General features: G+C 47.2%; 23 protein-coding genes and 6 pseudogenes. 20 read left to right on the forward strand and 9 right to left on the reverse strand.

The genetic code is table 11. The annotated features are described in order from the left end of the window. Positions 1-69: 69 nt before the first annotated feature. Entirely contained in the window at positions 70-2,247 is a 2,178-nt protein-coding gene (locus tag B5G33_RS09840; protein ID WP_087417515.1) for an extracellular solute-binding protein, read from the reverse strand. A gap of 298 nt (positions 2,248-2,545) precedes the next feature. On the opposite strand from B5G33_RS09840, the gene B5G33_RS09845 reads away from it, so the two are divergent. From B5G33_RS09845 to B5G33_RS09870, 6 genes are all read left to right on the forward strand, one after another. Then, positions 2,546-3,583, forward strand: coding sequence for an extracellular solute-binding protein (locus B5G33_RS09845; protein ID WP_087417516.1), 1,038 nt, complete (start codon positions 2,546-2,548; stop codon positions 3,581-3,583). A gap of 38 nt (positions 3,584-3,621) precedes the next feature. After that, positions 3,622-4,626, forward strand: coding sequence for an ABC transporter ATP-binding protein (locus B5G33_RS09850; protein ID WP_087417517.1), 1,005 nt, complete (start codon positions 3,622-3,624; stop codon positions 4,624-4,626). A 14-nt stretch (positions 4,627-4,640) separates the two neighbouring features. Next, positions 4,641-6,386 carry an ABC transporter permease gene (locus B5G33_RS09855; protein WP_087417518.1) on the forward strand — a complete coding sequence of 582 codons (1,746 nt, stop codon included), beginning with the start codon at positions 4,641-4,643 and terminating at the stop codon, positions 6,384-6,386. After that, positions 6,383-7,210, forward strand: a complete 828-nt coding sequence (locus tag B5G33_RS09860) for a glycerophosphodiester phosphodiesterase family protein (RefSeq protein WP_087417519.1) — start codon at positions 6,383-6,385, stop codon at positions 7,208-7,210. The genes B5G33_RS09855 and B5G33_RS09860 overlap by 4 nt, the downstream gene beginning before the upstream one ends. 128 nt (positions 7,211-7,338) lie before the next feature. Then, the gene (locus tag B5G33_RS09865) at positions 7,339-8,028 is read left to right on the forward strand and encodes an MgtC/SapB family protein (protein ID WP_087417520.1); all 690 of its coding nucleotides are present in this window, start codon (positions 7,339-7,341) and stop codon (positions 8,026-8,028) included. A gap of 42 nt (positions 8,029-8,070) precedes the next feature. Next, positions 8,071-8,385, forward strand: coding sequence for a hypothetical protein (locus B5G33_RS09870; RefSeq protein ID WP_242974633.1), 315 nt, complete (start codon positions 8,071-8,073; stop codon positions 8,383-8,385). Here B5G33_RS09870 and B5G33_RS09875 read toward each other — a convergent pair. Continuing rightward, on the reverse strand, positions 8,380-9,048 hold the full coding sequence (locus B5G33_RS09875; protein WP_330396673.1) for a Crp/Fnr family transcriptional regulator: 669 nt from the start codon (positions 9,046-9,048) through the stop codon (positions 8,380-8,382). The genes B5G33_RS09870 and B5G33_RS09875 overlap by 6 nt on opposite strands. A gap of 95 nt (positions 9,049-9,143) precedes the next feature. Here B5G33_RS09875 and B5G33_RS09880 point away from each other — a divergent pair, with 95 nt between their 5' ends. Continuing rightward, positions 9,144-9,398, forward strand: coding sequence for a hypothetical protein (locus B5G33_RS09880; protein WP_087417521.1), 255 nt, complete (start codon positions 9,144-9,146; stop codon positions 9,396-9,398). Positions 9,399-9,417: 19 nt separating this feature from the next. Next, positions 9,418-9,696: a TIGR04076 family protein gene (locus tag B5G33_RS09885; protein WP_087417522.1), complete on the forward strand. Its 279-nt coding sequence runs from the start codon at positions 9,418-9,420 to the stop codon at positions 9,694-9,696. On the opposite strand, the gene B5G33_RS09890 is transcribed toward B5G33_RS09885, so the two are convergent. Beyond that, positions 9,691-10,023 (reverse strand): winged helix-turn-helix transcriptional regulator, encoded by a 333-nt coding sequence (locus B5G33_RS09890; protein ID WP_087417523.1) that lies wholly within the window; start codon positions 10,021-10,023, stop codon positions 9,691-9,693. The two genes, B5G33_RS09885 and B5G33_RS09890, sit on opposite strands and share 6 nt — an antisense overlap. Before the next feature lie 145 nt (positions 10,024-10,168). Here B5G33_RS09890 and B5G33_RS09895 point away from each other — a divergent pair. Continuing rightward, a pseudogene (locus B5G33_RS09895) lies at positions 10,169-10,465 on the forward strand (SPFH domain-containing protein); the annotation flags it as partial. A gap of 31 nt (positions 10,466-10,496) precedes the next feature. On the opposite strand, the pseudogene tnpA reads toward B5G33_RS09895, so the two are convergent. Beyond that, positions 10,497-10,905: pseudogene (gene tnpA, locus B5G33_RS09905) on the reverse strand (IS200/IS605 family transposase). Between the two features lie 634 nt (positions 10,906-11,539). On the opposite strand from tnpA, the pseudogene B5G33_RS21915 reads away from it, so the two are divergent. Continuing rightward, a pseudogene (locus B5G33_RS21915) lies at positions 11,540-12,109 on the forward strand (IS200/IS605 family accessory protein TnpB-related protein); the annotation flags it as partial. Positions 12,110-12,127: 18 nt separating this feature from the next. Next, positions 12,128-12,214 (forward strand): annotated as a pseudogene (locus B5G33_RS21920) (IS200/IS605 family transposase); the annotation flags it as partial. Between the two features lie 367 nt (positions 12,215-12,581). Here the strand turns inward: B5G33_RS21920 and B5G33_RS09915 are convergent. Both B5G33_RS09915 and B5G33_RS09920 read right to left on the reverse strand, forming a co-directional pair. Beyond that, a complete protein-coding gene (locus tag B5G33_RS09915; RefSeq protein WP_242974635.1) occupies positions 12,582-13,970 on the reverse strand; it encodes a serine hydrolase domain-containing protein in 1,389 nt (462 codons plus the stop codon). A gap of 60 nt (positions 13,971-14,030) precedes the next feature. Beyond that, positions 14,031-14,840: a helix-turn-helix domain-containing protein gene (locus tag B5G33_RS09920; protein ID WP_087417528.1), complete on the reverse strand. Its 810-nt coding sequence runs from the start codon at positions 14,838-14,840 to the stop codon at positions 14,031-14,033. A 443-nt stretch (positions 14,841-15,283) separates the two neighbouring features. Between B5G33_RS09920 and B5G33_RS09930 the strand changes: the two genes are divergently transcribed. The 5 genes and pseudogenes from B5G33_RS09930 to B5G33_RS09955 all read left to right on the forward strand — a co-directional run. Then, on the forward strand, positions 15,284-15,697 hold the full coding sequence (locus B5G33_RS09930; protein WP_087417530.1) for a cysteine-rich VLP protein: 414 nt from the start codon (positions 15,284-15,286) through the stop codon (positions 15,695-15,697). A gap of 111 nt (positions 15,698-15,808) precedes the next feature. Further along, positions 15,809-16,204: a replication initiator protein A gene (locus tag B5G33_RS09935; RefSeq protein WP_087417531.1), complete on the forward strand. Its 396-nt coding sequence runs from the start codon at positions 15,809-15,811 to the stop codon at positions 16,202-16,204. 183 nt (positions 16,205-16,387) lie between these two features. Then, entirely contained in the window at positions 16,388-17,332 is a 945-nt protein-coding gene (mobV, locus tag B5G33_RS09945; protein ID WP_087417532.1) for a MobV family relaxase, read from the forward strand. Positions 17,333-17,404: 72 nt separating this feature from the next. Next, positions 17,405-17,599, forward strand: coding sequence for a hypothetical protein (locus B5G33_RS09950; protein ID WP_055214386.1), 195 nt, complete (start codon positions 17,405-17,407; stop codon positions 17,597-17,599). Between the two features lie 145 nt (positions 17,600-17,744). Continuing rightward, positions 17,745-18,116, forward strand: a pseudogene (locus tag B5G33_RS09955) (recombinase family protein); the annotation flags it as partial. Between the two features lie 25 nt (positions 18,117-18,141). Here the strand turns inward: B5G33_RS09955 and B5G33_RS09960 are convergent. From B5G33_RS09960 to B5G33_RS09970, 3 genes are all read right to left on the reverse strand, one after another. Beyond that, entirely contained in the window at positions 18,142-19,689 is a 1,548-nt protein-coding gene (locus B5G33_RS09960) for a recombinase family protein (protein WP_330396675.1), read from the reverse strand. 86 nt (positions 19,690-19,775) lie between these two features. Further along, the gene (locus tag B5G33_RS09965; RefSeq protein ID WP_087417534.1) at positions 19,776-20,171 is read right to left on the reverse strand and encodes a replication initiator protein A; all 396 of its coding nucleotides are present in this window, start codon (positions 20,169-20,171) and stop codon (positions 19,776-19,778) included. 111 nt (positions 20,172-20,282) lie between these two features. Further along, positions 20,283-20,696: a cysteine-rich VLP domain-containing protein gene (locus B5G33_RS09970; RefSeq protein ID WP_087417535.1), complete on the reverse strand. Its 414-nt coding sequence runs from the start codon at positions 20,694-20,696 to the stop codon at positions 20,283-20,285. A gap of 336 nt (positions 20,697-21,032) precedes the next feature. Here B5G33_RS09970 and B5G33_RS09980 point away from each other — a divergent pair, with 336 nt between their 5' ends. The 4 genes and pseudogenes from B5G33_RS09980 to B5G33_RS10005 form a co-directional block, all read left to right on the forward strand. After that, the gene (locus tag B5G33_RS09980) at positions 21,033-21,833 is read left to right on the forward strand and encodes a helix-turn-helix domain-containing protein (protein WP_087417536.1); all 801 of its coding nucleotides are present in this window, start codon (positions 21,033-21,035) and stop codon (positions 21,831-21,833) included. Positions 21,834-21,939: 106 nt separating this feature from the next. Beyond that, positions 21,940-22,569 (forward strand): class I SAM-dependent methyltransferase, encoded by a 630-nt coding sequence (locus tag B5G33_RS09985; RefSeq protein ID WP_087417537.1) that lies wholly within the window; start codon positions 21,940-21,942, stop codon positions 22,567-22,569. A 53-nt stretch (positions 22,570-22,622) separates the two neighbouring features. Then, the gene (locus tag B5G33_RS09990) at positions 22,623-23,228 is read left to right on the forward strand and encodes an L-2-amino-thiazoline-4-carboxylic acid hydrolase (RefSeq protein WP_087417538.1); all 606 of its coding nucleotides are present in this window, start codon (positions 22,623-22,625) and stop codon (positions 23,226-23,228) included. Positions 23,229-23,917: 689 nt separating this feature from the next. Further along, a pseudogene (locus tag B5G33_RS10005) lies at positions 23,918-25,141 on the forward strand (DUF4368 domain-containing protein); the annotation flags it as partial. Positions 25,142-25,198: the final 57 nt, after the last annotated feature.

The raw sequence follows: 25,198 nt of genomic DNA on the forward strand, positions 1-25,198 counted from the left end.
GGAACCGCATGAGCGGTGGTGTGAGAGGTCGGAAATTCCTCAACTAGAGGAATTTCCTCCTACTCGATTCTAAATCTCCAAATCGTGGTCGAGCATGTGCTGTGCGCGGGTGAGGGCTTCCTCTACGGTCAAGAGACCGGAGGTGACATTTTTTACAGCGGAACCGATGATGTTCAAAAAGCGTTTCTCGTCAAAGGGTTTGGGATTGGTCTCAGGCAGCCGTTTGGTGCGGGACAGGGAGAAACAATCCTTAGAAAATTCCAGCCATGGGAATGTGTTGATGATGTCATACTTGTTGTAGGTCTTGACACAGGGGGAAACACTTCCCAGCGCAGCCATCGCGGAGGCAACCGGTTCCCGGGTAATCCACTTGATGAAAGCCAGGGCGTTCTTTGGATGCCGGCTGTATCTGGAGACAGCGAGAGAACCTCCTCCATAGATGGGATTCCTGCCTGGAACCATGGCGAAACCTACGTTCCCCACGATCTTGGAATTGTACCCGAGGATTTCAGAGGCATAGTTGCTGAAATTGATCATCATGGCGACGTTTCCATTTGCAAAATCCTTTGCGGTATTGGTCCACCACTTTGAAGTCTTTCCAGGTGCGTATTTCTGCGCTTCCACCAGTTCCTCCAGGGCTTTCTTCCCAATCTCATTCTGCAGGACGATTCGTCCGCTCTCGTCATAGAGATTGTCCTTATGGCTGAAGAAACGGGCGAGAAATTCCGTTGCTGCGACGCCGGTGTTCCCAAGGGTGAGGTGCGTCCCGTAACGGACATTGCTGTCGAATCCAGTTCCTTCTGTAAAGAATGCCGCAATCTGATTGTATTCTCGAAATGTCCGAGGAACCGTCAGTTCCTGTCTGTATTTTTCCTGATAAATCCGTTTCACTGCGATGTTCTCAAAAAGATCCTTTCTGTAAAACAACAGTTGGGAGCTGGGGGAAAAAGGCAGTGCATAGATCTTATTTCTTACATAGCAGTATTTGTCCTCCAGGGTCGGCAGATATTCGGAAAAGACATGTTTGATATCTGGATCGATCTCCTCAAGCGGGAGCAAGAGCTGTTCGGAAAACCAGGACAGCCAGGTGACATCGATCCGAAAGATGTCATAAAGGCTGGACATGGCGGGATCCGCAAACTGCTCATAGATCTCATCGTAGGAATAGACGGCGATTTTCACCTTCGTCCCTGTCTTTTCGGTGTAAAACTGTGCCATTCCCTGCATAATGATGGATTCCGGGCTGTCCAGTGCCAGAATATTCAGGCAGTCTGCCTTGTCATTTTGAATATCGATGTTTTTCCAGTTGCGCTCCCCATCATTGTCGAAAATATGGTCCTCAGGAGCGGATTCGCCTTTGAAATGAATGATGTCCGAAGCTACCTCTCTGCCGAGAAGGCTATAATTCAACTCATATTTTTTAAAGTCCTTTTCGGGAAGGGAGACGACAGGGGACAGAGTGTGGATATCCACCTGGTTTTCCGAAAAAAAGGATTGGGTCAGCTGCCGTATTTTTTCAGCAAATCCAATATTTGTAGTGACGATCACGTCAATTTCTTCCTCAGAGGCAAAAAGGTTCAGGACACTGTGAGAAACCTGATCAATGTCTGTGGTAACTTGTAAAATATTTCCACAGAATTCTTTTTCTGTTTCCTGCAGGAAACCCTTCAGATACTCAGCTTCATTGGAATATTTTTCGGATTCCGTGATTACGACGATATTCCGGTAATTTTTGGAAAGAATTTTTTTTGCCATATGGATTCCGGCAAGCTTGTAATCGAATCCATAATAATCGGCGGGAAACCCGGGACGCCGTTCTACGAAGCGGACATTGTTGAGACCTGAATGCTGATAAAGATTGTTTCTGCGGTTTAAGCAGGTGATCACGGCGATGCCGCAGACCATTACAGATTTTGCTTTCTGGATCATTTCCAGCTCGGTCTGGGGACTGTTGTTGGAGAGGTATAGTTCCGTGGAATATCCGTGACCGTCTGCATAATATTTCAGGCTGTTAAAAAATTCCCGATACTGCCTGCATTCCACCGTGGGTAGGATGACCCCGATGATCTTTCCGGCTCCTTTTCTCAAAATTCGTGCCTGCTCGTTGATTGTATATCCTAGCTTGCGAGCAGCTTCTTCCACAATACGTATTTTTTCGCTACTGACATTTCCTTTTCCGTTCAGAACATTAGAAACAGTGCCCTGGGATACCCCTGCTAATTTTGCTACATCAAGAATCGTTGCCATAGTTTTATCCTGTCTTTCCTTTTTATAACGTTTTAAATAAATTATACAATATTTCGTTGGGTTTTGCATTCGTTTTTTTTCTTCAAAAAAAGTATGGAGCGCATGGTTTTATGTAAAATTATAACGTTATAAAAATGCATAATGTAAAATCAAGGTAAATTGGCATAAAAAAATAGGTTAAAACGAGATTTTATTGTGAAAAATGTCAGATTATATATTGACACGTTATAATACTAATGCTATAATTAGCTTGCAGTAAATAAAAAATGACACGATATAATTTTAGGAGGTAAAAACTATGAAGAGAGTGTTAGCTGCATTACTTACTGGAACAATGTTGGTTGCAATGGGATGTGTTGCGGTACAGACAGAAGAGACAGAAGAGGTGGATAAGAACGAGACCATCGTAGTCTATACCAACAACGGTGGAGAAGGACGAGAGCAGTGGCTGGTTGATCGGGCAGCAGAGGAAGGCTACAACGTACAGGTGGTTCATGGCGGCGCATCGGAGATTACCCAGCGTCTGATCGCAGAGAAGAACAATCCTCTCTGTGATGTGATCTTCGGTCTGAATAACATTGAATATGAAAAACTGAAAGCCAATGACCTGTTGGAAGCATGGGAACCCAATTGGACGGACGGCGTAGATGAGAGCCTGATTGATGCTGACGGGTTATATTATCCGGTTACGACAACACCGCTTGTGCTGATCGGGAACGCAGAGTATGAGGATATGCCTTCCGATTGGATCGATCTGGTGGATGAGAAATACAAAGGGCTGTACCAGCTCCATGCACTGAACGGCGGAACCGCCCAGACGGTATATGCAAGTATTATCAGCCGCTATCCGGATCCGGAAGGGGAACTGGGAATTTCTGAGGAAGGCTGGGAGATTGCGGCAGCGTTCCTGGGGAATGCCCACAATATTGTGGAAGGCGAAGATTCCATCGGAGATGTCATCGACGGAACCTATCCCATGGACGAGCACTGGGCTTCCGGTGTGATCACAGAGCAGAATGAGCGTGACTACAAATTCCAGATTATGACGCCGGAGGTTGGAGAGCCGTTCGTTGTGGAATCTGTAGCCATCGCCAAAGGTACTGAAAAGTACGATCTCTGTGTGGATTTCCTGAACTGGCTTGGAAGCTCTGACATTCAGCTGGAGTGGTCCAACGAATTTGGTACAATTCCCTGCCAGGCAGACGCGTTGGATAACGTATCCGACGATCTGAAGGAACTGATGGATATGTTGACACCGCAGGATCTGGATTGGGCGTTCATCGCTGAAAACATCGATGCCTGGGTAGAGAAAGCAGAGCTTGAATTTATTCAGTAATTGTCTCGTCAAATATGGTTTAGATAGGAGAGCAGACCATGGTAAAATTTGAAAATGTTGAAATCAAATACGGCAATTTTGTGGCAATGAACAATCTGAATCTGGACATCAAGGAAGGTGAGTTTTTCACCTTCCTGGGTCCCAGCGGATGCGGAAAGACCACCTCCTTAAGGGCGTTGGTAGGTTTTATCAAGCCCTCTAAGGGAAGAGTTCTGGTGGCTGGAAAGGATATCACGAATCTGCCGGTGGAGAGCAGGAATATCGGAATGGTATTCCAGAGCTATGCCTTGTTCCCCACGATGACGGTCTATGAGAATATTGCCTTCGGAATGAAGGTAAAAAAGATGTCCAAGTCGGAGATCAGCAGAAAGGTGCATGAGGTTGCTGACAAAATCAAGATCACAGAGGAGCAGCTTCAGAAAAATGTATCTGAACTGTCAGGCGGACAGCAGCAGAGGGTGGCGCTAGCCAGGGCGATCGTTTTGGAACCAAAGATCCTCTGTCTGGACGAGCCGTTATCCAACCTGGATGCCAAGCTCAGAATCGACATGCGGCTTGAGCTGAAGCGCCTCCAGAAGGATCTTGGCATTACGACACTTTATGTCACCCATGACCAAGAGGAGGCTCTGACTCTTTCTGACAGGATCGCGGTATTTAATAATGGATACATAGAACAAGTGGGAACACCTTATGAAATCTATAATTCCTCAAAGAGCGAATTCGTCTGCGATTTTATCGGAGATATCAACAGGTTTGGGACCGGGATCCTGACTTTCATTAATGAACAGATGGGAACAAAGCTGGATACCGCAAAAACCGGTTTTGTACGGATTGAAAAATGCGTGGATACCAGCAAGCCGGATCATGCAAAGATCCATGGAATTGTCACAGATTTGGAATTCAATGGAATTCTGACCAAATATACGATTTCCTGTATGGGACAAAAGGTCAAATATCTGGAAAAAAATGACGGATATAAATACTACAAAGAAGGCGATTCCATCGATCTGTATATTGATCCTCGCGATATCATGCAATTTTAAAGGAGGAATCTACTATGGGCAAATGGAAAACAAAATTGCAGGATGGAACGATCAATATCCCTGGTTTGATTGTGAAGGTCGTATTGATCTGGTTCATTTTTTCTTTTCTGGTGTTTCCGAATGTGAATCTGATTATTCGGGTATTTTTCCAGGATGGCCATTTTTCTCTGGAAGCGGTGGAAAATATCATGAAGTCCCAAAGAGCTATCAACAGTTTGAAGAACAGCTTTATTTTGGCGGTTGCTTCCATTATTACGGTGAATATTTCCGGTATTTTAATCGTTCTGTTTACCGAATACTTCGATATTAAGGGCTCCAAGCTCCTCAGCATGGGTTTTATGACCACCCTGATCTACAGCGGGGTAGTGCTGGTAACCGGCTATAAATTTGTATATGGGGAAACGGGTATTATTACTAAAGTATTGATGCAGTTTTTTCCAGATATGAATCCACAGTGGTTTGTGGGTTTTGGGGCAGTGCTGTTTATCATGACATTTTCTGGTACATCCAATCACATGATGTTTTTGACCAATGCGATACGGGGGCTGGATTACCATACCATTGAGGCGGCGAAAAATATGGGAGCTTCTCAGCGAACGATCCTTTTTAAGATTGTTCTGCCTACGATGATGCCCACTATTTTTGCCATCACGATCCTGACCTTTATCGCGGCGCTGAGTACGATGTCCGGTCCTCTGATCGTCGGCGGACCTGATTTCCAGACGATCAATCCGATGATCCGGACATTCGCCAATATGACGACTTCCCGGGATATCGCGGCACTGCTGGCGATCATTCTAGGTCTTGCAACGGCGCTTTTGTTGTTTGTGATGCAGAAAATAGAGAAAAAGGGAAATTACATTTCCGTGTCTAAGACAAAAGCGAAGATGGTGAAGCAGAAGATCCAGAATCCGGTGCTGAACGTGATCGCCCATATTGTTGCCTATGTCATGTTCATCATCTACATGCTCCCGATCATCAACGTCCTTGTCTTTTCCTTTACTGATGGAATGACCATCCGGACAGGAGTGATCCGTCCGGATTCCTTTACTCTGGAAAATTATGCAAAGCTGTTCCAGTCGTCGTCTGCATACCGTCCCTATCTGGTCAGCATCGTGTACTCTCTGCTTGCCGCGCTGATCGTCGCTGTGATCTGTATTGCGGTGGCGCGGATCGTGACAAAGCTGAAGCGCAAATGGGACAAATGGTTTGAACCGTTTATTTTGATCCCCTGGATGCTGCCGTCCACCATGATTGCGCTGGGGTTGATGATGACCTATGATGAGGCAAGGTTAAATCTTGCCAATAAGATCCTTGTGGCGACTCCGGTGATCCTTTTGGTGGCATATGTGATCATTAAGATTCCTTTCTCCTACCGGATGACCCGGGCAGCCTTTATCAGCCTGGACGGAAACATGGAGGAAGCGGCGCAAGTGATGGGGGCGAAGCCGTTCTATACCATGAGAAAGGTGATCCTTCCGGTTATCATGCCGGTGGTGATCTCCGTCATCGTGCTGAACTTCAACAGCCTGCTGTCAGAGTATGATCTGTCCGTTTTTCTCTATCATCCGCTGTTCCAGCCGCTGGGGATTGTGATCAAAATGGCGACGGATGAGACTGCCACCACAGAGGCGCAGGCGATGGCATTTGTGTACACGGTGGTTCTGATGATTATTTCCACGATCGCCCTGTGGCTTGGCAGATACGGGGGAATTGAGACCGTGAAAAAGTTGTTTAGAAAGAGAGGAAAGGTATCATGAAATCTTTAGGAGAGTTAAGAAAAGAAAAGGGCGTCCTGGTGGCGGCACACAGAGGAACGTCCGGCGGAAATATTCCTCCAAATACCATTGCAGCTTTTGACCTTGCCCTGAAAGAAGGGGCAGATATCCTGGAGATGGATCTATTTAAAAGCCTGGATGGGGAGATTTTTGTTTTCCACACAGGCACAGAACCTGCTTATCTGGATCGGCATATCAGGATTGAAAGCAGGACGTCGGAAGAAATCAGAAATCTGCGGCTTTGCAACTGTGACTTGGAAGAAACCTTCCTGAGCGTTAATTCCTTTGATGAAATCCTGGAGCACTATAAGGGAAAATGCATCATGAATCTGGATCGCTGCATCAACATCACGGAGGATGTGATGCGGGTGGTCAGAAGACACAATATGACAGATCAGATCCTTCTGAAAAGCGATACGTCGGAGAAATCCCTGAAGCTGATCGAGACCTTTGCCCCGGATGTTGCCTATATGCCGATCTTCTTTATGGAGGAGGATACGGCATCGGAAAAGATCGAGCAGATGAACATCCATTATGTGGGCGCTGAACTGGTTTTTGACAGGGAGGATGCGCCCATTGTACAGGATTCCTATCTGGAAATGATGCATAAGAAGAACAGGCTTCTGTGGGCAAATTCTTTGGTTTATTCCAGCCGCGTACCCTTGGCGGCAGGACACAGCGATGACCTCTCTTTGATGGAGGATCCGGATAAAGGCTGGGGATGGCTGGTGGAAAAGGGATTTGATATCATTCAGACGGACTGGACCAGCCACTTGGTGCACTATCTGAGAGAGAAAATTTTATAAATCAGAAGATTGAGAGAAAGTGGAAAAGCCGGCTGGTAAGTGTAGGTCGGCTTTTTTTCAGCTATATACGGCGGGAAAACGGGTTCGGATCATGAAAATTGGAGATGGTTTTACAGTGAGGTGTTTGAATGAGTATAGAATGGATTGGCGATTCCATCAATGACCTAAGCGTGGTTTCCATGGCTTTGCGCATGGTGCTGTCCATGGTGTGCAGCGGCGTGATCGGTCTGGAAAGAGGAAGGGCAAATCAGCCCGCAGGCATGCGTACTTACATGCTTGTGAGTTTTGGGGCGTCGATTGTGATGATTACCGGCGATTATCTGTTTAACAAATACGGAACGGGAGATCCGGCACGGCTGGGAGCCCAGGTGGTAAGCGGCATCGGTTTCTTGGGCGCCGGAAGTATCGTGGTATCCGGAAAGTCCAGGATACGTGGCTTGACGACAGCAGCAGGGCTTTGGACCTCGGCATGCATCGGGCTGGTCATGGGAATCGGATTTTTTGAGTGCGGAATTGCTGCCACCGCGGCAATGTACATCATTATCGGATATTTTAAGAAAGTGGAGGACAGGATCACATTTTATGACGGCTGGTTCACAATCTATGTCAGCGTGGAGGATGCCTCCAGTCTGGCAAATCTTTATGACGGAATCAAAGAGCTTGGGATGAAGACGGGGGAGGTGCAGATTTTAGGGAAGAAACATGAGTGCAAGGAGGCGCTGGTTTCTGTGAGGAACGACGCCCATAAAGAACGGGGAGAAATTCTGTCTGCATTGGATTCCATTGGCGGGGTGGTTGCGGTTCGGTATATTTCTTGACTTTGTTTTTCCTCGCCGATATAATGGGGCTAGGTGATGAATATGGGATTGAATAAACTCAAAACACCCGGAGCATCTACAGAAGAAATGCAGGTCGAGGATGCAGTCCAAAGGAATCCTGCGGAAGAGGAACTTCGGGGAAAGTCATATGAACATGGACTGCCGGAATATCTTCAGCAGGATCTGGATGCCTTCAAAGAAGGGTTGAAAAATGGCTCCTCCCTGATGGACTGCCTGTGGGGAGAGTTATATGGCAGTATCAACGTAGCGGAAATCAATGATGGGATCATTACGCCGGAACATGCGGATTATCTCAGACAAAAATTCTTATGGGGAGGTGGAAAGAATTCGTTATAGTTCCACCGCCAACTCAAAATGATTCTTCCGCGTAGTGAGAAGCCCTTCCTTCTGGAGTTTCGACAATTCTGCCGACATGGCGGCGCGTTCCACGCACAGATAGTCCGCCAGCTGCTGCCTGTCATAGGGAATGTCAAAGGAAAGGCTTCCCTGGCGGATGGATTCTGAGGAAAGATAGGACAGGAGCTTTTCGCGGGTGGTCCTCTTGCTCATGTGCGTGATCTTCTCATTGAATTGCAGTACCTTTTCCGCAAGGACGGAAACCAGATTCCGAATCAGGCGGTTGTGATGGGTGCAGGCAGTGGGACAGACGGTCAAAAGGCGGTTGATATTCAGCATCAGGGTCTCGGAGGGGCGACGGTTACCACGCTGATGTTCAAAACGGAACCGGGCGTTGCGGCGTAGGGTTCCGCAAAGAAGCCGCCGGCTTCGATTTTGGACATGATATTCCGGTGCCCCCCACAGATCCTCCTGGATGACAAGGACAGAGCCGGAAAGGATCAACCCCATGGAAGCGGTGCTGTCTCCAGCGTGGAAGATATATTCATCGTGATCGAAGGTCCGTATCTTTGCGTCTACGCAGTTCAGGATGGAAAGAATTTCGCCTTCGTCCATACCGGCGAAGAAGGGGCAGTGTTTTAGTACAGGCAAATATTTTTTCAAGAAGGTCACCTCTGTTGGAAATCTAACATACATGTTGAAATCAGACTACTATAATAAATCCAGAAAGTCAAGGAACAAAAGGAGGATTGGTGGAAATGATTTTCAGCGGATGTCAGAGCAAGGCAAAGGAAGTGACCATTGAGGAGAGAATTTGCCCTCAATGCGGCAATGTGATCGAGATTTTTTCTGTGGACACAGAGGTGGTCTGTGAGAAATGTGGGTTTGTGGCTTACAATGATAAGCTGAGCTGCGTGCAGTGGTGCAAATTTGCCCGCCAGTGCGTAGGGGACCAAATGTATGAAAAAATGATGGAGACTGCTGCCCATCAGAAGGCTGCCAGATCGTCTTGAGGATAAGGGGGAAAGTATCATGAAAAAGCCTGAAATTCAGATTACCCTGATAGACCGCAAAGGAAGTGTCGGCTGCCACAGAGGTCATAACATCGGGGATACCTGGGATTACGACACCGAAGGGGGCAAGCTCTGTCCAATGGCGATGCATACCCTGTTTCCCATGATCGACATTCTCAGGTACGGAGGGACTTTGCCGCTTTCCAGGGAGGGCGACATCCGGTTTTGCTGCCCGGATGCCGATGTCATTAATATTTTCCGGCTTGAGGTAAAGCAGCAGAAGCCTCCTGTTTTATAATCTGTTTTGATCTCCCCACTCGCACATCCCGTCCAGGATGGGAATCAGGGATTTGCCGCGGTCCGTCAGGCTGTATTCCACCTTGGGCGGGATCTGCGGGTATTCCTTTCGGTGGACCAGCTGGTCCGCCTCCAGTTCTTTCAGGGTGGAACTCAAAGTCTTGTAGGAGATTCCGCCGATATATTTCTTCATTTCGTTAAAACGCACGACGCCGAATTCCATCAAGGTGTAGAGAATCGTCATCTTATATTTCCCATTGATCAGAGATAAGGTATAACTAAAACCGGTAGAACTTAAATCTTCATTGGAAATGCATCGTTTGCCCATAGTACACTCTCCTTTTAGTAAGTATATGGTATGATAGTGAGTATCGCACTTTTATGTGTGTACTTGTTTTTTGTACGGTTCTTGTTAAAATTGTAATATAGAAAACGGAAGAAGTCAATTCCGCAAACCAAAAGGAGGATTAATTATGACTTTAAGTATTCTTTTTATCATTATTATAGGAGTTTTGGTGCTATGTGTCCTTGCCTCCTGCATCCAAATCGTCCCACAGGCATATGCTGTGATATTGGAACGCCTTGGCGCATACCGCACAACCTGGGGCACAGGGATTCATTTTAAAATACCTTTCATTGAAAGGGTATCCAGAAGGATAAGTTTAATGGAACAGGTAGAAGATTTCCCGCCGCAGCCTGTAATCACAAAGGACAATGTAACCATGCAGATTGATACGGTAGTCTATCTTAAGGGCAGAGTACCACGTCTGAACAACGGCTCAGGCGTGGGTGAATGCCCCGCTATTGTTTCTGGTTACGAATATAAGCCTCCACTGCTTGTTTTGTACGGTCGCTAACTGTCCCGATGAAATAAGATAGGCTCCAGAAATATGGCTCCCAATAGTACTTAGATACTTGGTCCCTATGCCGTTTCCTCATCTGGCGTGATGACGCTAAACGCATTGATAAATTCCGCCAGGTTCATTTGGGGCGGCACGTCAAACAAAATATGTATGTGGTCAGGCATGGTTTCCATAGCATGCACGGGGATATCACGGTCTTTAAAATACTGGAGTGTATATCCCTTTAACGCTTTTTCTAAATTTCCGGTAATGACTGGTTTTCTGTATTTTGTTACATGGACCAGGTGGTATTGCAGCAGGTAACAAGAGTGCCTGTTCACATAATAACCGTCTGCTCTCAGTTTCATAAAATACCCTCCAAATCTCTTACAGCTGACTTCAAACTATAGTATAATAATACTGTATTATTTAGGTAAAGCCCAGCCTAAAAGGAGGTGACAACTGATGGGGATACGACGGACTTATAAAGTACAGATTGGAAGGGGCCACGGGCTGTACCCTTGGTGTGAAACCATTACCTCGCTTGCCAACAATCTTTATAATGCATGCAGGTTCCGCCAGCGCCAGCTGATTACGGCGGCCAGGAAAACTGACCGTGAATTGACAGATAACGAGAAAGGCGTCATTGCGGAATTTCTTTCAGTATTGAACTGTAACGGCCGCAGCGGGCTTCCTGCCTGCCCCAGATATGAAACGTTTGACACGGTTATGAAGCTTACTAAAAACCCGGATTATTACGCCAAGGGGCTTCCCAGGCAAAGTGCGCAGCAGGTCCTGAAGCGTTCCTGTGCAGATGTGGATAACTTTTTTGCCGCAGTGAAAGCCTGGAAGGACCGCGGATGCCCGGAAGGGGAGCGGCCAAAATTTCCTGGATATAAACGGAAAGGCGGGCATGGCGCTGTTGCCATTACCAACCAGGACTGCACTCTTAAAGAAGGCAGGGACGGAAACCTTATAGCCGGACTCCCGTTTGCGAAAAGCATGCCGCTGAAAATCGGTTTCCCTTTGGGACGCCTGAAACAGGCAGAAGTATGCCCTGATAACGGCGTGTATGTGATTGCCTTCTCTTTCGAGCTGGATTTAGAGGTACCGGTACCGGTGCATCCGGCTTCCTGGATTGCCGCCATTGATTTTGGCGTAGATAACCTTATGGCCGTCACGAATAACTGCGGGCTTCCCTGCCTGCTGTATAAGGGCGGGATCGTGAAATCCACCAACCAGGGATACAACAAACGTCTCGCGCAGATCATGCAGGAAGAGATGAAAAAACCAGGCTGCCCTAAAAACAAGGAAGGCAAGCCCTGGTTCGTCCCCACAGAAGAAAGCATGGGTATGACCCTCCGCAGGAATAATATTGTCCATGATTTCATGCACAAAGCCGCGAAACATCTTGTTTTATGGTGCGTAGAAAACCGTATCGACACCATCGTAGGAGTAAATGCTGGCTTTAAGCAGGAAGTAAACATTGGGCACATAAATAACCAGAACTTTGTCCAGATCCCGTTTGCGTACCTGCGCAGCTGTATCAAATACCTCTGCGAGGAACAGGGCATCCTGTATGTGAAGCGTGAGGAGGATTTAGAATATGACCAGATGTCATTAGTAGAGTATATTGACCCGTTTACGGGAGAGCCGGTGAGGAAAAACAAGAAATAAACCACTTGGAGTGGTAGTAGGAAGCCAAAGCAAACCAGCAAGCCCCTTTTGGGGCTGCGCCGGAGGAAGGAAGCACTGAATAAGCCCCTTAAGGGGTAGCTGAGGATGTGGTGCAGTTGGCAGGCCTTCAGTGCGCCTTCCGGGCGCAAGCAGGTAATAGCCCCTTATAGGGGCAGAACAAGCCACCGGCTAAGCCGGTGGTCTTGACTCTGATTTTGGAGCGTTTTTCTCTAAAAATTGAAATGGGTGGAAAGCCATTTTTGCTTTCCCGCCTTGATCGCCTTTTAGCAAAGACGGATGGGACTGTCAATAGCGGCGCATTTATGTGAAATGACAGCAATGATTAACTTTGATATTATCCTTCAAATTAATCTTCAGTACTTTTCGATCCCAATACTACAAAAGCTTTATATATCCCAGTGCTAAGCAGCAAGAACGCACTTACAACTAAAACAAAGAACAGATCTTTCACAAAGTACCACACTACCCAAAGAGGAACCCCCACTAAATAGGGCAAAAGTAATAGGATTATAGGCAAAATGACATGTGTAAAAATATCTATAACAATTTGTTTCTTTGTATGGTTCTTTTTTCTCCATCTCCTAATAAAGAGTATCGGGAATACAGCAACTAATATTACCAAAAGATAGCACAGATTGAGCAGTGTATGGTAATTGATGTAAAGATTACCTGAAGCTTCTGTCATTTCTTTTCCAAGAAGATGCATTATAATATTGTTAATTAGATTGTTGCCCACAAGATAGTCGTTCATGTTCACCAAAACTGCGATACCAATTCCGCTTTCTGGAAAAATAAACATATTAGATGTGTAATTTTCGACTAATCCAGAATGATTGAAAACTGGTTCATCAAAGTCATTGGATAAGACCCAACCCATTCCATAGAAATACAGATTGTTTTCATCTTGCGGCACATTATCATAAAACATAGTGTCAAGGCTGTCCTGGCTGATAATGCCGCTGCCGTTATTCAGATACATTTGCAAATAATTTCCCATGTCCGAGGCACAAGAACTTATGTATCCAGCAGGGACGGTTGACCATGAACGGTCATCGGGATAGTCGGGTTCTCCTGCGATAGGTATGCCGAAATAATTTCTATATCCGGCAATAAGCCCGTCAGCCTTACTGTTATCGAATGTAGCTGATGAATGCTCCATGTCAAGTGGAGAAAAGATATACTGCTCTACATAATCTGAATAACTTTTACCGCTTACTGATTCTATAATCTTTCCGAGCAAACCGTAATTTACATTTGCATATTCATATTTACCATAGCTGTCGGTAATTTTTGCGGACCCAAATCTTTGGTAAGTACCAAGCCCACTTGTATGATTAAGCAACTGTCTAACTGTAATCCTGTTGCCATCCAAAGCGTTCTTTAGATATAGCGACACATCAATGTAGTCTGAAATTGGTGTGTCCAAATCAATCTTGCCTTGCTCAACAAGCTGCATGATTGCCAATGCCGTAAAAGATTTGCTCATAGAGCCTATGATAAAAGGCGTATCAATACTCTCGCAATTACCATAAGCTTCGGCAAATAATACTTCGTCTTTATTGACCACAATCACTGCCATTCCTGGAATATGAAACGCCTTGACATCTGCTTCGAGCTGTTCGTTAATTGTATCAAAATCCGGCATATTATATGCGAAAGCTGTACACGGTACTAAAACAAGGATGAATAAAATCATAACAGTCCATATAGCGGAACAGCCAATAGTATGTTTCAATAAGACACCTCCATAAACAAAAATTTATCCTTTTTTACCTATGACATAGGAAATTTCATCTCAATCAGTTTCTTTTCCCGCCTGCTCAATCATCTTCTTCGCCAACTGCTGGAACAGGTCGGCAGTTTCTTCGTCCATCGGCGCAAGCTGTCCAATCTGTCCGGCTATCATCGCTGTTACATCGTCAATGGAAAGCGGGTTTTGTTTCTGCTCCGCCAGTGCGTCCCGCATGGCTTGGAACATAGCGGCGGTCACAGCTTCTCCCGGCTGTGACCCGTTGTCAATGTCTTTCTTAATATCCCGCAGGATAGCGAGGAACACATTTTTGATTTTCTCAATCTCCGTTTCATGTTCCCCCATCTTCTGGGCGTTCAAAAGCTGCAAATCCTGCTTTGCTTCCGCCCGGTGTTCCGGGTGTTCTTTCATCAGGTCGGACAGGGAAGCCGTTGCTATCTCGATAAGCTTGTTTCTTGCTGTTATCCCCTTTGCCGCCGTGTCCTGAAAATAAATCCGTATCAAATCTATCAGCTTGGGAAAATTCCTGTGTTCTAACAGACGATTAAGGATTTGCACATCAACAGCACCCGTCACAAGCCCCCTCACGGCTCCCTCGGACAAGCCTAATTCAGAAATATCGTAGCTTTTACGGACACTCACGGTGGACAAGCCCAGTATGTAGTCTGTCGATACCCTAAATTCCTTTGCCACACCTATGAGAATATCACTGCTGACCGTTCTCGTTTCGCCGCTGACAATGCGGCTCAACTGGGAAGCGGAAACGCCGATTTTCTCCGCAAGTTCCTTTTGTGTGATGTGGTTCCCGTTGCATAAATCGGAAATCCGCTGTCCGGGCGTTCCGGGTAAAGCCATAGACACGCACCTCCTCCGTATATTTCCATTATACAGAATGATTGCAAAAATGCAATTTCCAAAGTGTAAACTTCATCAAAATGCAATTCTCGCAAAATTCCGGGAATTGCATTTTTTTCGTGTAGACTTAGGGTAGTTCATCGATGGACAGCACCTTGAAAACAGAATGACCGTCCGAAAAGGAATACCCCGGCTGGGGAAGCACCGCAAGGAACCGGACTTCGGGACAAAATGTCCCGAAGTTGCGGGGAGCGTGCCAACGCCGGAACACGCCGCTATTGTCGGGGCCCCCGCAAAGCCATATGGCTTTGTGGGGAGAGGAGGAGCAGCGGAGCAAGTGAGTTTTGCCGCTTGCGGCGAAACGAGCGATACGCAGCTTGCGACAACGAGGCAGGAAGCCTTTTCGGGGAGAACGGCAGCGGAAAGAAAAATGGAGGGAACGCATGAGAGATAACCCCTATAAAGACTTGCCGCCGCTGGAAAGCAGGCCGGACGGTTCCCTTTACCGCATGACACCGGCGCAGAGGAAACAGGCGGCCAGCCTGATACGCCGGGAGTGCTGTTGCTGTGAGGACGGAGACTGCATTGTCCTTGACGATGGGGACACCTGCACCTGCCCGCAGACGATTTCTTTCTCGGTCTGCTGTAAGTGGTTCCGCTGGGCGGTTTTGCCGCTGGACGGAACGCTGGAAGCGGAGATTTTCCGGGATAAGGACTTGAAACGCTGTGCGGTCTGCGGCGGTGTGTTCATCCCCAAATCCAACCGGGCAAAATACTGCCCCGGCTGTGCCGCCAGAGTTCACAGGCGGCAGAAAACAGAAAGTGAACGGAAAAGGAGGTCTGCTGTGGACAGTTAGGAGCGAAAAAAGCCTTGATTTATCAGGCTCTGCAAGCCCCAAACCGGGGCAGGTGGTATAAAGTATCGCCCGCCCCGGAAAACGGGCTTCTAACCGTCCACAAAACGCACTATGACAAATACCATTTATGTCCATCAGCCGGAAAGAGCGTTCAGCTTCACCCGGCTCCCGAATTTTCTCTTTGAAGCCCCCACATTCAAGCCCCTGTCCAACGAGGCAAAGGTTCTGTATGCCTTTATCCTGCGCCGGACAGAGTTATCCCGCAAGAATGGGTGGGCGGATGACTGCGGACGGATTTTCCTGTATTACCCTATCTGTGAAGTGGTTGGCCTGCTCCACTGTGGGCGGCAGAAAGCGGTGAACATCCTGCGGGAACTGCAATACGCCGGACTGGTGGAAATCCAGAAACAGGGCTGTGGAAAACCCAACCGCATTTTTCCAAAATCCTATGAAGCGGTTCCAAACACCGACTTCAAGAAATCCCGTTCTGGTACGCGGTCGGACTGAAAACCGTACCCATGAAGTACGGAAACCGCCCCCCTGAAGTACGAAAACCGGACGGTATATAGAAATACAAAGATTAAAATGATTTATTTATATCCATTCCATTCCTATCGTATCAAAGATAATTCCGACGGGATTTTCCCTGTGGAAAACCCCGGATAGGAAAGGAATGGGGAAAGGAGCAGAATGGCACAACACGCAATTTTGCGGTTTGAGAAGCACAAGGGCAATCCGGCAAGGCCGCTGGAAGCCCACCACGAAAGACAGAAAGAACAATACGCCAGCAATCCCGACATTGACATAAGCCGGAGCAAATACAACTTCCATATCGTCAAGCCGGAGGGACGCTATTACCACTTCATTCAGAGCCGTATCGAGCAGGCCGGATGCCGGATGAGGAAAGACAGCACACGGTTTGTCGATACGCTGATAACCGCCAGCCCGGAGTTTTTCAAGGGGAAATCCCCAAAGGAGATACAGGCGTTTTTCCAGAGGGCGGCGGCTTTCCTCATTGGACGGGTAGGCCGGGAAAATATCGTGTCGGCGGTGGTACACATGGACGAGAAAACGCCCCACCTGCATTTGACCTTTGTTCCGCTGACAAAGGACAACCGCCTGTGCGCTAAGGAGATTATCGGCAACCGGGCAAACCTGACGAAGTGGCAGGACGATTTTCACGCCTATATGGTGGAGAAATATCCTGACTTGGAGCGTGGGGAGAGCGCCAGCAGGACAGGCCGGAAGCATATCCCCACCCGGCTTTTCAAACAGGCGGTTTCCCTCTCCAAACAGGCCAGAGCCATTGAAGCCGCCCTTGACGGCATTAACCCATTGAACGCCGGAAAGAAAAAAGAGGAAGCCCTCTCCATGCTGAAAAAGTGGTTTCCGCAGATGGAGAACTTCTCCGGGCAACTGAAAAAGTACAAGGTCACAATCAATGACCTGTTAGCGGAAAATGAAAAGCTGGAAGCAAGGGCAAAGGCCAGTGAAAAAGGCAAGATGAAAGATACGATGGAACGGGCAAAGCTGAAAAGCGAACTGGACAATTTACAGCGGCTGGTTGACCGTATCCCGCCGGATATACTGGCGGAACTGAAAAGGCAGCAGCGGCACACGGTAAAGGACAGGTGATAGATATAAGCAGAAATTTTCGCCGCCCCTGTGCGGCATTGTACCTTGAAAACTGAATATGGAGGACACTGGATGGCAAAAAGCGAAAGCGATATTTTTACACCCCGGACAGGGCAGGTCATACAAGCAGAGAACGGCACGCAGTATTTTGTATGTGGGAACAACCGTATAAAAATCTCCGAACACTTCGCCACAGGCGGGAAGCCCCTCGGTGATCTGATTGTAGATGTGGTGCGGCATACCGCAGAAAAAGCCGCTTCAACCTGATAGCCCATCATTGATAACACGCCTACGATTATGATATAATTGCCATAGAGCAAAAGTATTGTAAGCGTGGGTTGTTTCTTTAGAAGGAGGATTTTTAACGGTGAAACAACCTTACAATACTATGATTTACAACACGGCGCTTTATATGAGATTGAGCCGGGACGATGAAAACTATGGTGACAGCGTAAGCATTGAAACACAGCGGACAATCCTGCAACAGTACGCAAAGGAACAGGGGCTTCATGTAGTCGGTGAGTATGTGGACGATGGCTGGTCGGGGACGAACTTTGAACGCCCGGATTTTCAGTGCATGATGGACGATGTGGAAGCCGGAAAAGTAAACTGCATTGTCACGAAAGACCTTTCCCGTTTCGGGCGGGAACATGTGATGATGGACTACTATCTGGAATTTCTGTTCCCGGAAAAACGGGTGCGCTACATCGCCGCTGCGGAGAATGAGGACACAGAAAAAGGACTTTCCGATTTTGTCCCGTTCAAAAACCTGTTCAATGAGATGTTCTCATTAAGAATGGAAGCCCTTGTTATCCAATATAGCCCACGAATTTATAATAAATCCGTATCTCCCGTTCTTTCAGTCCGTCCACAATCCGCTGTTCGCCTATCTCGATTTTGTCAATCAGCCGGAGAAGCGTTTCACGGTCAAGGCTTTCCAGATTGCGGTACTGGCGGATAAGGCTGACCCATTCCTGCACATCATTCTGTACCATCTGGCTGTCCTCTATCCGCCGTTCCAGTTCTTCAAGCTGGGCGGCTTTTTCTGTCCGTTCCGTCTGGTACTTGTTCAGCAGTTCAATGCAGACCACTTCGGGTATCACCCCCTTGACCTTATCCTCATAAGTGCTTTGCACCAGCCGTTCCAGTTCCGCCAGCCGCTTGCGTACCGCCTTGATGGTTTTCTTCGTAGCGGCTGTTTCCTCCGCACTCTGGCTCTGCCGGTATTCCGTCATGCGCCGCACCATTTCCGTTTCACTGCAATCCGCAATCTCCGCTTTTGTCCGTATATCGTCCAGCACCACTTCCACAAGGGGCTTTAGATAAATTCTGTGGGTGGAGCAGGCGGTATGCCCGCTTCGGGAGTAGTTGCCGCACATATAGGACTCATAAAACGCCACAGAGCCGTTTTTCCGTTTGTGCCGTTCCGTATTGTGCCGGAGTGCAAAGCCGCAGTCCATACAGTAGAGCAGACCGCCGAATAGACTGATTTCATTCAGCGAGTTATAACGAGGGTGGCTGTGCATTTTGTCAATCTCCTGTGCCAGTTCCCATGTTTCCATGTCGATAATGGGCGGGTGGGTGTTCTCTACTTTAATCCATTCCTCTTTGGGCTTATCCACCTGCTTATGGTTTTTGTAGGAAACATGGCCCCGCTTGTTTTGTACCATGTGGCCGATATAGACCTCATTGCGGAGCAGCTTGCGTATTGTCACATCGTTCCACATTTTATTCTGGCGGTGGGGATTGGCCTTGCCGAGCGCCTGATAGTAGTATTCCCTCGGCGGGAGAATCCCCGCTTCGTTGAGGGTCTGGGCAATCTTGCGAAAGCCCAGACCCTTGCAGCGAAACGAGAAAATCTTCCTCACAACAGCGGCGGCGGGTTCGTCAATGATGAAACGGTGGGTGTCCTGCGGGTCTTTGAGGTAGCCGTAAGGGGCGTAGCAGCCGATATATTTCCCCGTCTTGCAGGTGGACTGCCGGACGGATTTTATCTTGCTGCTGGTGTCACGGGCGTAAAAATCGTTCATTACATTTTTAAAAATCATAATCATCTCATTGTCCTTGTGAATGGTGTCCACACCATCATTCAGGGCAATGAAGCGGCACCCCAGAGAGGGGAAAATGACATCAATGTATTTGCCCGTTTCAATGTAATCACGCCCGAAGCGGCTTAAATCTTTGACTACAATTAAATTGATTTTCCCTTTGCGTGCGTCCGAAATCATTTCATTCAGTCCCGGACGGTCAAAGGTTGTTCCGCTCACACCATCGTCTACATAGGTGGAAACAATTTTCCACAGGGAAAATCCCGCCGAAACTATCTCTGATAGGATTGGAATGGAATAGATATAAATAAAATATTTTTAATCTTTGTATTTCTATATACCGTCCGATTTTCGTACTTCAAGAGGGCGGTTTCCGTACTTCATGGGTACGGTTTTCAGCCCTCCGGCGTTCCAAAACCGGATTTCTTGAAGTCGGTGTTTGAAACCGCTTCATAGGATTTTGGGTAAATACAGTTGGGTTTTCCACAGCCCTGCTTCTTAATCTCAATCAACTCCGCATACTGTAACTCCCGCAGAGTGTTGACGGCTTTCTGCCGCCCACAGTGGAGCAAGCCCACCACCTCACAGATGGGATAGTACAGGTAAATGCGTCCGTACTCGTCCGCCCACCCGTTTTTCCGGGACAACTCCGCCCGCCGCAGGATAAAGGCATACAATAGCTTTGCTTCGTTGGACAAGGGCTGGAATGTAGGTGCTTCAAAGAGGAAATTCGGGAGCCGGGTGAAGCTGAACGCCTTTTCCGGCTGATGAATATAAATCGTGCTTGTCATATCGTATTTTGTGGACGGTTAGAAGCCCGTTTCCCGGGGCGGGCGATACTTTATACCGTCTGCCCCGGTTTGGGGCTTGCGAAGCCTTGTAAATCAAGGCTTTTTTCCTGTCTAACTGTCCACAGCAGACCTCCTTTTCCGTTCACTTTCTGTTTTCTGCCGTCTGTGAACTCTGGCGGCGCAGTCCGGGCAGTATTTCCCCCGGTTGGATTTGGGGACGAATACGCCGCCGCAGACTGCGCAGCGTTTCAAGTCCCTGCCTCGGTAAATCTCCGCTTCCAGTGTCCCGGCAAGCGGCAAGACCGCCCACCGAAACCATTTACAGCAGACCGAGAAAGAAACCATCTGCGGACAGGTGCAGGTGTCCCCATCGTCAAGGACAATGCAGTTACTGTCCTCACAGTTACAGCACTCCCGCCGTATCAGGGCGTTGGCCTGTTTCCTTTGCGCTGGTGTCATGCGGTAGGGCGTGCCGTCCGGCTTGCGCTCCAACGGCGGCAGGCGTTTATATGGATTTTCTTTCATGCGTCCCTCCATTTGTTTTCCGTTGCCGTTCTCTCCGAAAAGGCTTCCTGCCCCATTCCTGCGGCGTGTTCCGGCGTTGGCACGCTCCCCGCAGCTTCGGGACATCTTGTCCCGAAGTCCGGCTCCTTGCGGTGCTTCCCCAGCCGGGGTATTCCTTTTCGGACGGTCATTCTGTTTTCAAGGTGCTGTCCATCGATGAACTACCCTAAGTCTACACGAAAAAAATGCAATCCCCGGAATTTTGCGAGAATTGCATTTTGATGAAGTTTACACTTTGGAAATTGCATTTTTGCAATCATTCTGTATAATGGAAGTATGCGGAGGAGGTGCGTGTTTATGGCTTTACCCGGAACACCCGGACAACGAATTTCCGATTTATGCAACGGGAACCACATCACACAAAAGGAACTTGCGGAGAAGATAGGCGTTTCCGCTTCCCAGTTGAGCCGCATTGTCAGCGGCGAAACAAGAACGGTAAGCAGTGATATTCTCATAGGTGTGGCAAAGGAATTTAAGGTATCGACAGACTACATACTGGGCTTGTCTACCGTGAGCGTCCGTAAAAGCTACGATATTTCTGAATTAGGCTTGTCAGAGGGATCCGTGAGGGGGCTTGTGACGGGTGCTGTTGATGTGCAAATCCTCAACCGCCTGTTGGAACACAGGAATTTTCCAAAGCTGATAGATTTGATACGGATTTATTTTCAGGACACGGCGGCAAAGGGGATAACAGCACGAAACCAGCTTATCGAGATGGCAACGGCTTCCCTGTCCGACCTGATGAAAGAACACCCGGAACACCGGGCAGAAGCAAGACAGGATTTACAGGTTTTGAACGCCCAGAAGATGGGGGAGCATGAAGCGGAGATTGAGAAAATCAAGAGCGTGTTCCTTGCTATCCTGCGGGATATTAAGAAAGACATAGACAACGGAGAACAGCCGGGGGAAGCTGTGACCGCCGCCATGTTCCAGACCATGCGGGACGCATTGGCGGAGCAGAAGCAAACACCACTTTCCATTGACGATGTAACGGCGATGGTTGTCGGACAGATCGGACAGCTTGCGCCGATGGACGAGGAAGCCGCAGACCTGTTTCAAAAGCTGGCGAAGAAGATGATGGAGCAGACAAGAAAGTAAGCATAAAAAGTGCAGAAACCGAAAATGAAATTTTCATATTGCCGCCAAAAAGGAAGTGAGATATAATCTAAATTAGCTACAACTAACACCGAAAGGAGCATTGTGTATGTCTTTTTTTCAAAATACTTGCAAGCCAAAAGGGATTGGCGGGAAAATTATGGTTAATATGATGAATTCAGGACATTCATCTATGGCCGAATGGGGCTTTACACATATAGAAATTGCCGAGAATAATATATGTCTGGATATTGGGTGTGGTGGTGCCAATGTAAAAAAACTGTTAGAAAAAAGTCCTCACGGCAAAGTGACGGGTATTGATTACTCAGAAATCAGCGTGGAAAAATCTCAAAAAATCAACAAAGCAGAAATATCAAATAAACGTTGCAAAATCTTACAAGGTAATGTAATGGAACTTCCATTTGAAAATGAAACTTTTGATGTGATTACTGCATTTGAAACAATATATTTTTGGCCTGATATTAGTGGCGCTTTTAAGCAGGTATATAGAGTTTTAAAAAATACTGGAACTTTTATGATTTGTAACGAGTCAAATGGAGAAAATCCCAAAGAAGAAAAGTGGACTAAAATGATACAAGGAATGAAAATATACAATTCTGAACAAGTTAAAAAATCTTTAAAGGGCGCTGGTTTTACAGACATAAAAATACACAAAAATAAAAAAGGCTGGCTCTGCGTAGTTTGTAAAAAAGATAAAGAAATGTTATACCAAAGTTAGCTGTAGCTAATTTTTAAATACTAAATAACTACGAAAATTAAGGAGATAAAGCTATGTCATACGGGCTTAGTGAAAGATTATACGGTTGGTTTTACCATAATTCTTGTAAACGTGAAATCGAAAGAATGTATAGTAGTAAAAATGTAAATACGAAGAAAATCAAAAAAGAATATATTTCTATTATTCATCGGGCAAAAGATATAGGACATTCGCGACTTTTGAGTGCATATTGTATGGCAGCATATTTTATCGCATTGAATAATGCAAATATATTTACACCAGAAGAAAATTATGAAATTCTAAAAAATGGACTTTATGCAAATAAACTCTTTCATATTGCTATGGGTAATGCAAATTCATACCTAAACCCTCGCAAAATGCAAAAAAGGAAAAAGTGGGAAGTACAATCACACCTCAGAAGATATGAAAACGATTGGGTTGTAGATATTTTAGAAAAAACAGATGAATTTGAACTGGGATATAATTATTATCAGTGTGGAGTATGCAAACTTTGCGCAGATGAAAATTGTCCTGAACTTGCAAAGTATTTATGTCAATTAGATTTTGTTATGGCAGATATGATGGGAATAACGCTTAAACGCACACAAACCATAGCTGAGGGCGCACAGTATTGCGATTTTAGATATAGTAAAAAATAGCAAAGACAGCCGAGCCAGTCAACGTTCAAGATGAACGGCGCATATAAAATGCGCCGCCGTTGACAGTTCCGCCCGTCTTTGCTAAAGGGTAATCAAGGCGGGAAAGCCCTAAAATGGCTTCCCGCCCATTTCAATTTTTAGAAAAGAAACGCTCCAAAATCAGAAAGAGAGCGGCCAAGCACTTTGAGGGATTGGCTGCCTTGTCCACCCATTCAGCGGGGCTGCGGGCGGCGGTCAAGGCCGGGTGTAAACCCGTTCATTTCAGCCTTGACAGTTGCCCGCTGTCCTGCTACTTTTCCGGGAGTGTGGCCACAACTTTGGGACACTTTGTCCACAAGTCGGAGCATAGGACGAAAGATGGGGGCTTTCATGTACGCCCAGTCTGCTGTTGAAAACAGGGCTGCGCTTACGGCTCCACGCCACGCAAGCACAGCCCTGTTTTCCTGCCGCTTCTAATGCCCTTGCCCTCCCCGGCGGCAACGGTATTTTCACGGCAACGCCGACAGAGCGTATAACACACTACACTTTGCTTCGCAAAGTCGTGTGCCAAATGGGGGCGTTGCCCCCTTTGGAAACCCCCACAAGAAAAAGTGGTACGCTACCCTTCCACGGGGCACATACCGCCTTTTCTTGTCTTAAAGCATGGCTCGCCGCTATACTGCGGTATTTTGTTTTCCATACTTAAAGCGAACATTTCTAATGAATGGTTTGCGAAAGATACGAGCCGCAAGGTAAAGGCCGCTTTCAAAGCGAAGTTTGCCACAGGACAGCGTATCGGCGCCTATGCCCCCATCGGGTACAGGAAACACCCGGAAATCAAAAACAAGCTGATAATCGACGAGGAAACCCGCTGGATAGTGGAGAAGATTTTTGACCTTGCCTTTCATGGCAGAGGGGCGGCCAGTATCACAAGCATACTGATTGCGGAAAAGGTTCCCACTCCGGGATTTATCAACTTCCAGCGTGACGGGACTTTCGCAAACATCTATGCGGGTGCGCCGGAGGAAAAAAGCTACGCATGGACGATAGCCCAGGTCAAGAGCATTATGAAAGATGAAACCTATATCGGCCATACCATCCACTACCGGGAAACGAACATTTCCTTTAAGAACAAACGGAGGGTACGCAAGTCCCAAAGTGAATGGGTGCGGGTGGAGAACACGCAGGAGCCGATTATCAGCGAACAGGTTTTCCGGCAGGTACAGGAGCAGATAGCAAACCGCCGCAGAAAATGCAAGGACGGTACAACACAGATTTTTTCCGGATTGGTAAAATGTGCGGATTGCGGCTGGTTGCTGTCCTATGGGGAGAACAGGCAGAACAGCAAGCCTTACGGCCATTATCATTGTAGCAAGTACGGACAGGGCACACGCCAATGCTCCATGCACTATATCCGCTATGATGTGCTTTACGCCTATGTCCTTTCCCGTCTGCAATACTGGTCGGGGCTGGTACAGCATGATGAAGAACGGCTCTTGAAGCGGCTGTTAAACGCCAATGACAAGGGACAGGTCGCCGCAAGAAAGAAGCAAGCCGCAGAGTTGAACAAAGCGGAGAAGCGGAAAGCCGAAGTCGATACCCTGTTTGCCCGGATGTATGAGGACTGGGCGGCGGGGCGTATCACGGAATACAACTTCTCTATGCTGTCCGGGAAGTACCAAAGCGAACAGGCTGAACTGGACGAAAAGATTGAGCGGCTTCAATCCGCTATCGCCACTGAAAGCCAGAACGCCGCAGACGCAGAAAAATGGATTGCCTTGATGAAAGAGTGCGTCAATCCAACAGAACTGACCGCCGAACTTTTGAATACGCTGATTGAAAAAATCGTTGTCCATGAAGCGGTCAAAGGTGAGGATGGAAGCCGGGAACAGGAGGTAGAAATCTTCTACCGCTTTATCGGCAAAATTGATTGAATGATACCAATATCTTTAACTATGTGATACCGGACAGAGTTATCCGGATTTAGATAA

This window comes from Blautia sp. An81 (assembly GCF_002161285.1).
In the GTDB taxonomy this organism is placed as follows: domain Bacteria; phylum Bacillota; class Clostridia; order Lachnospirales; family Lachnospiraceae; genus Blautia; species Blautia ornithocaccae.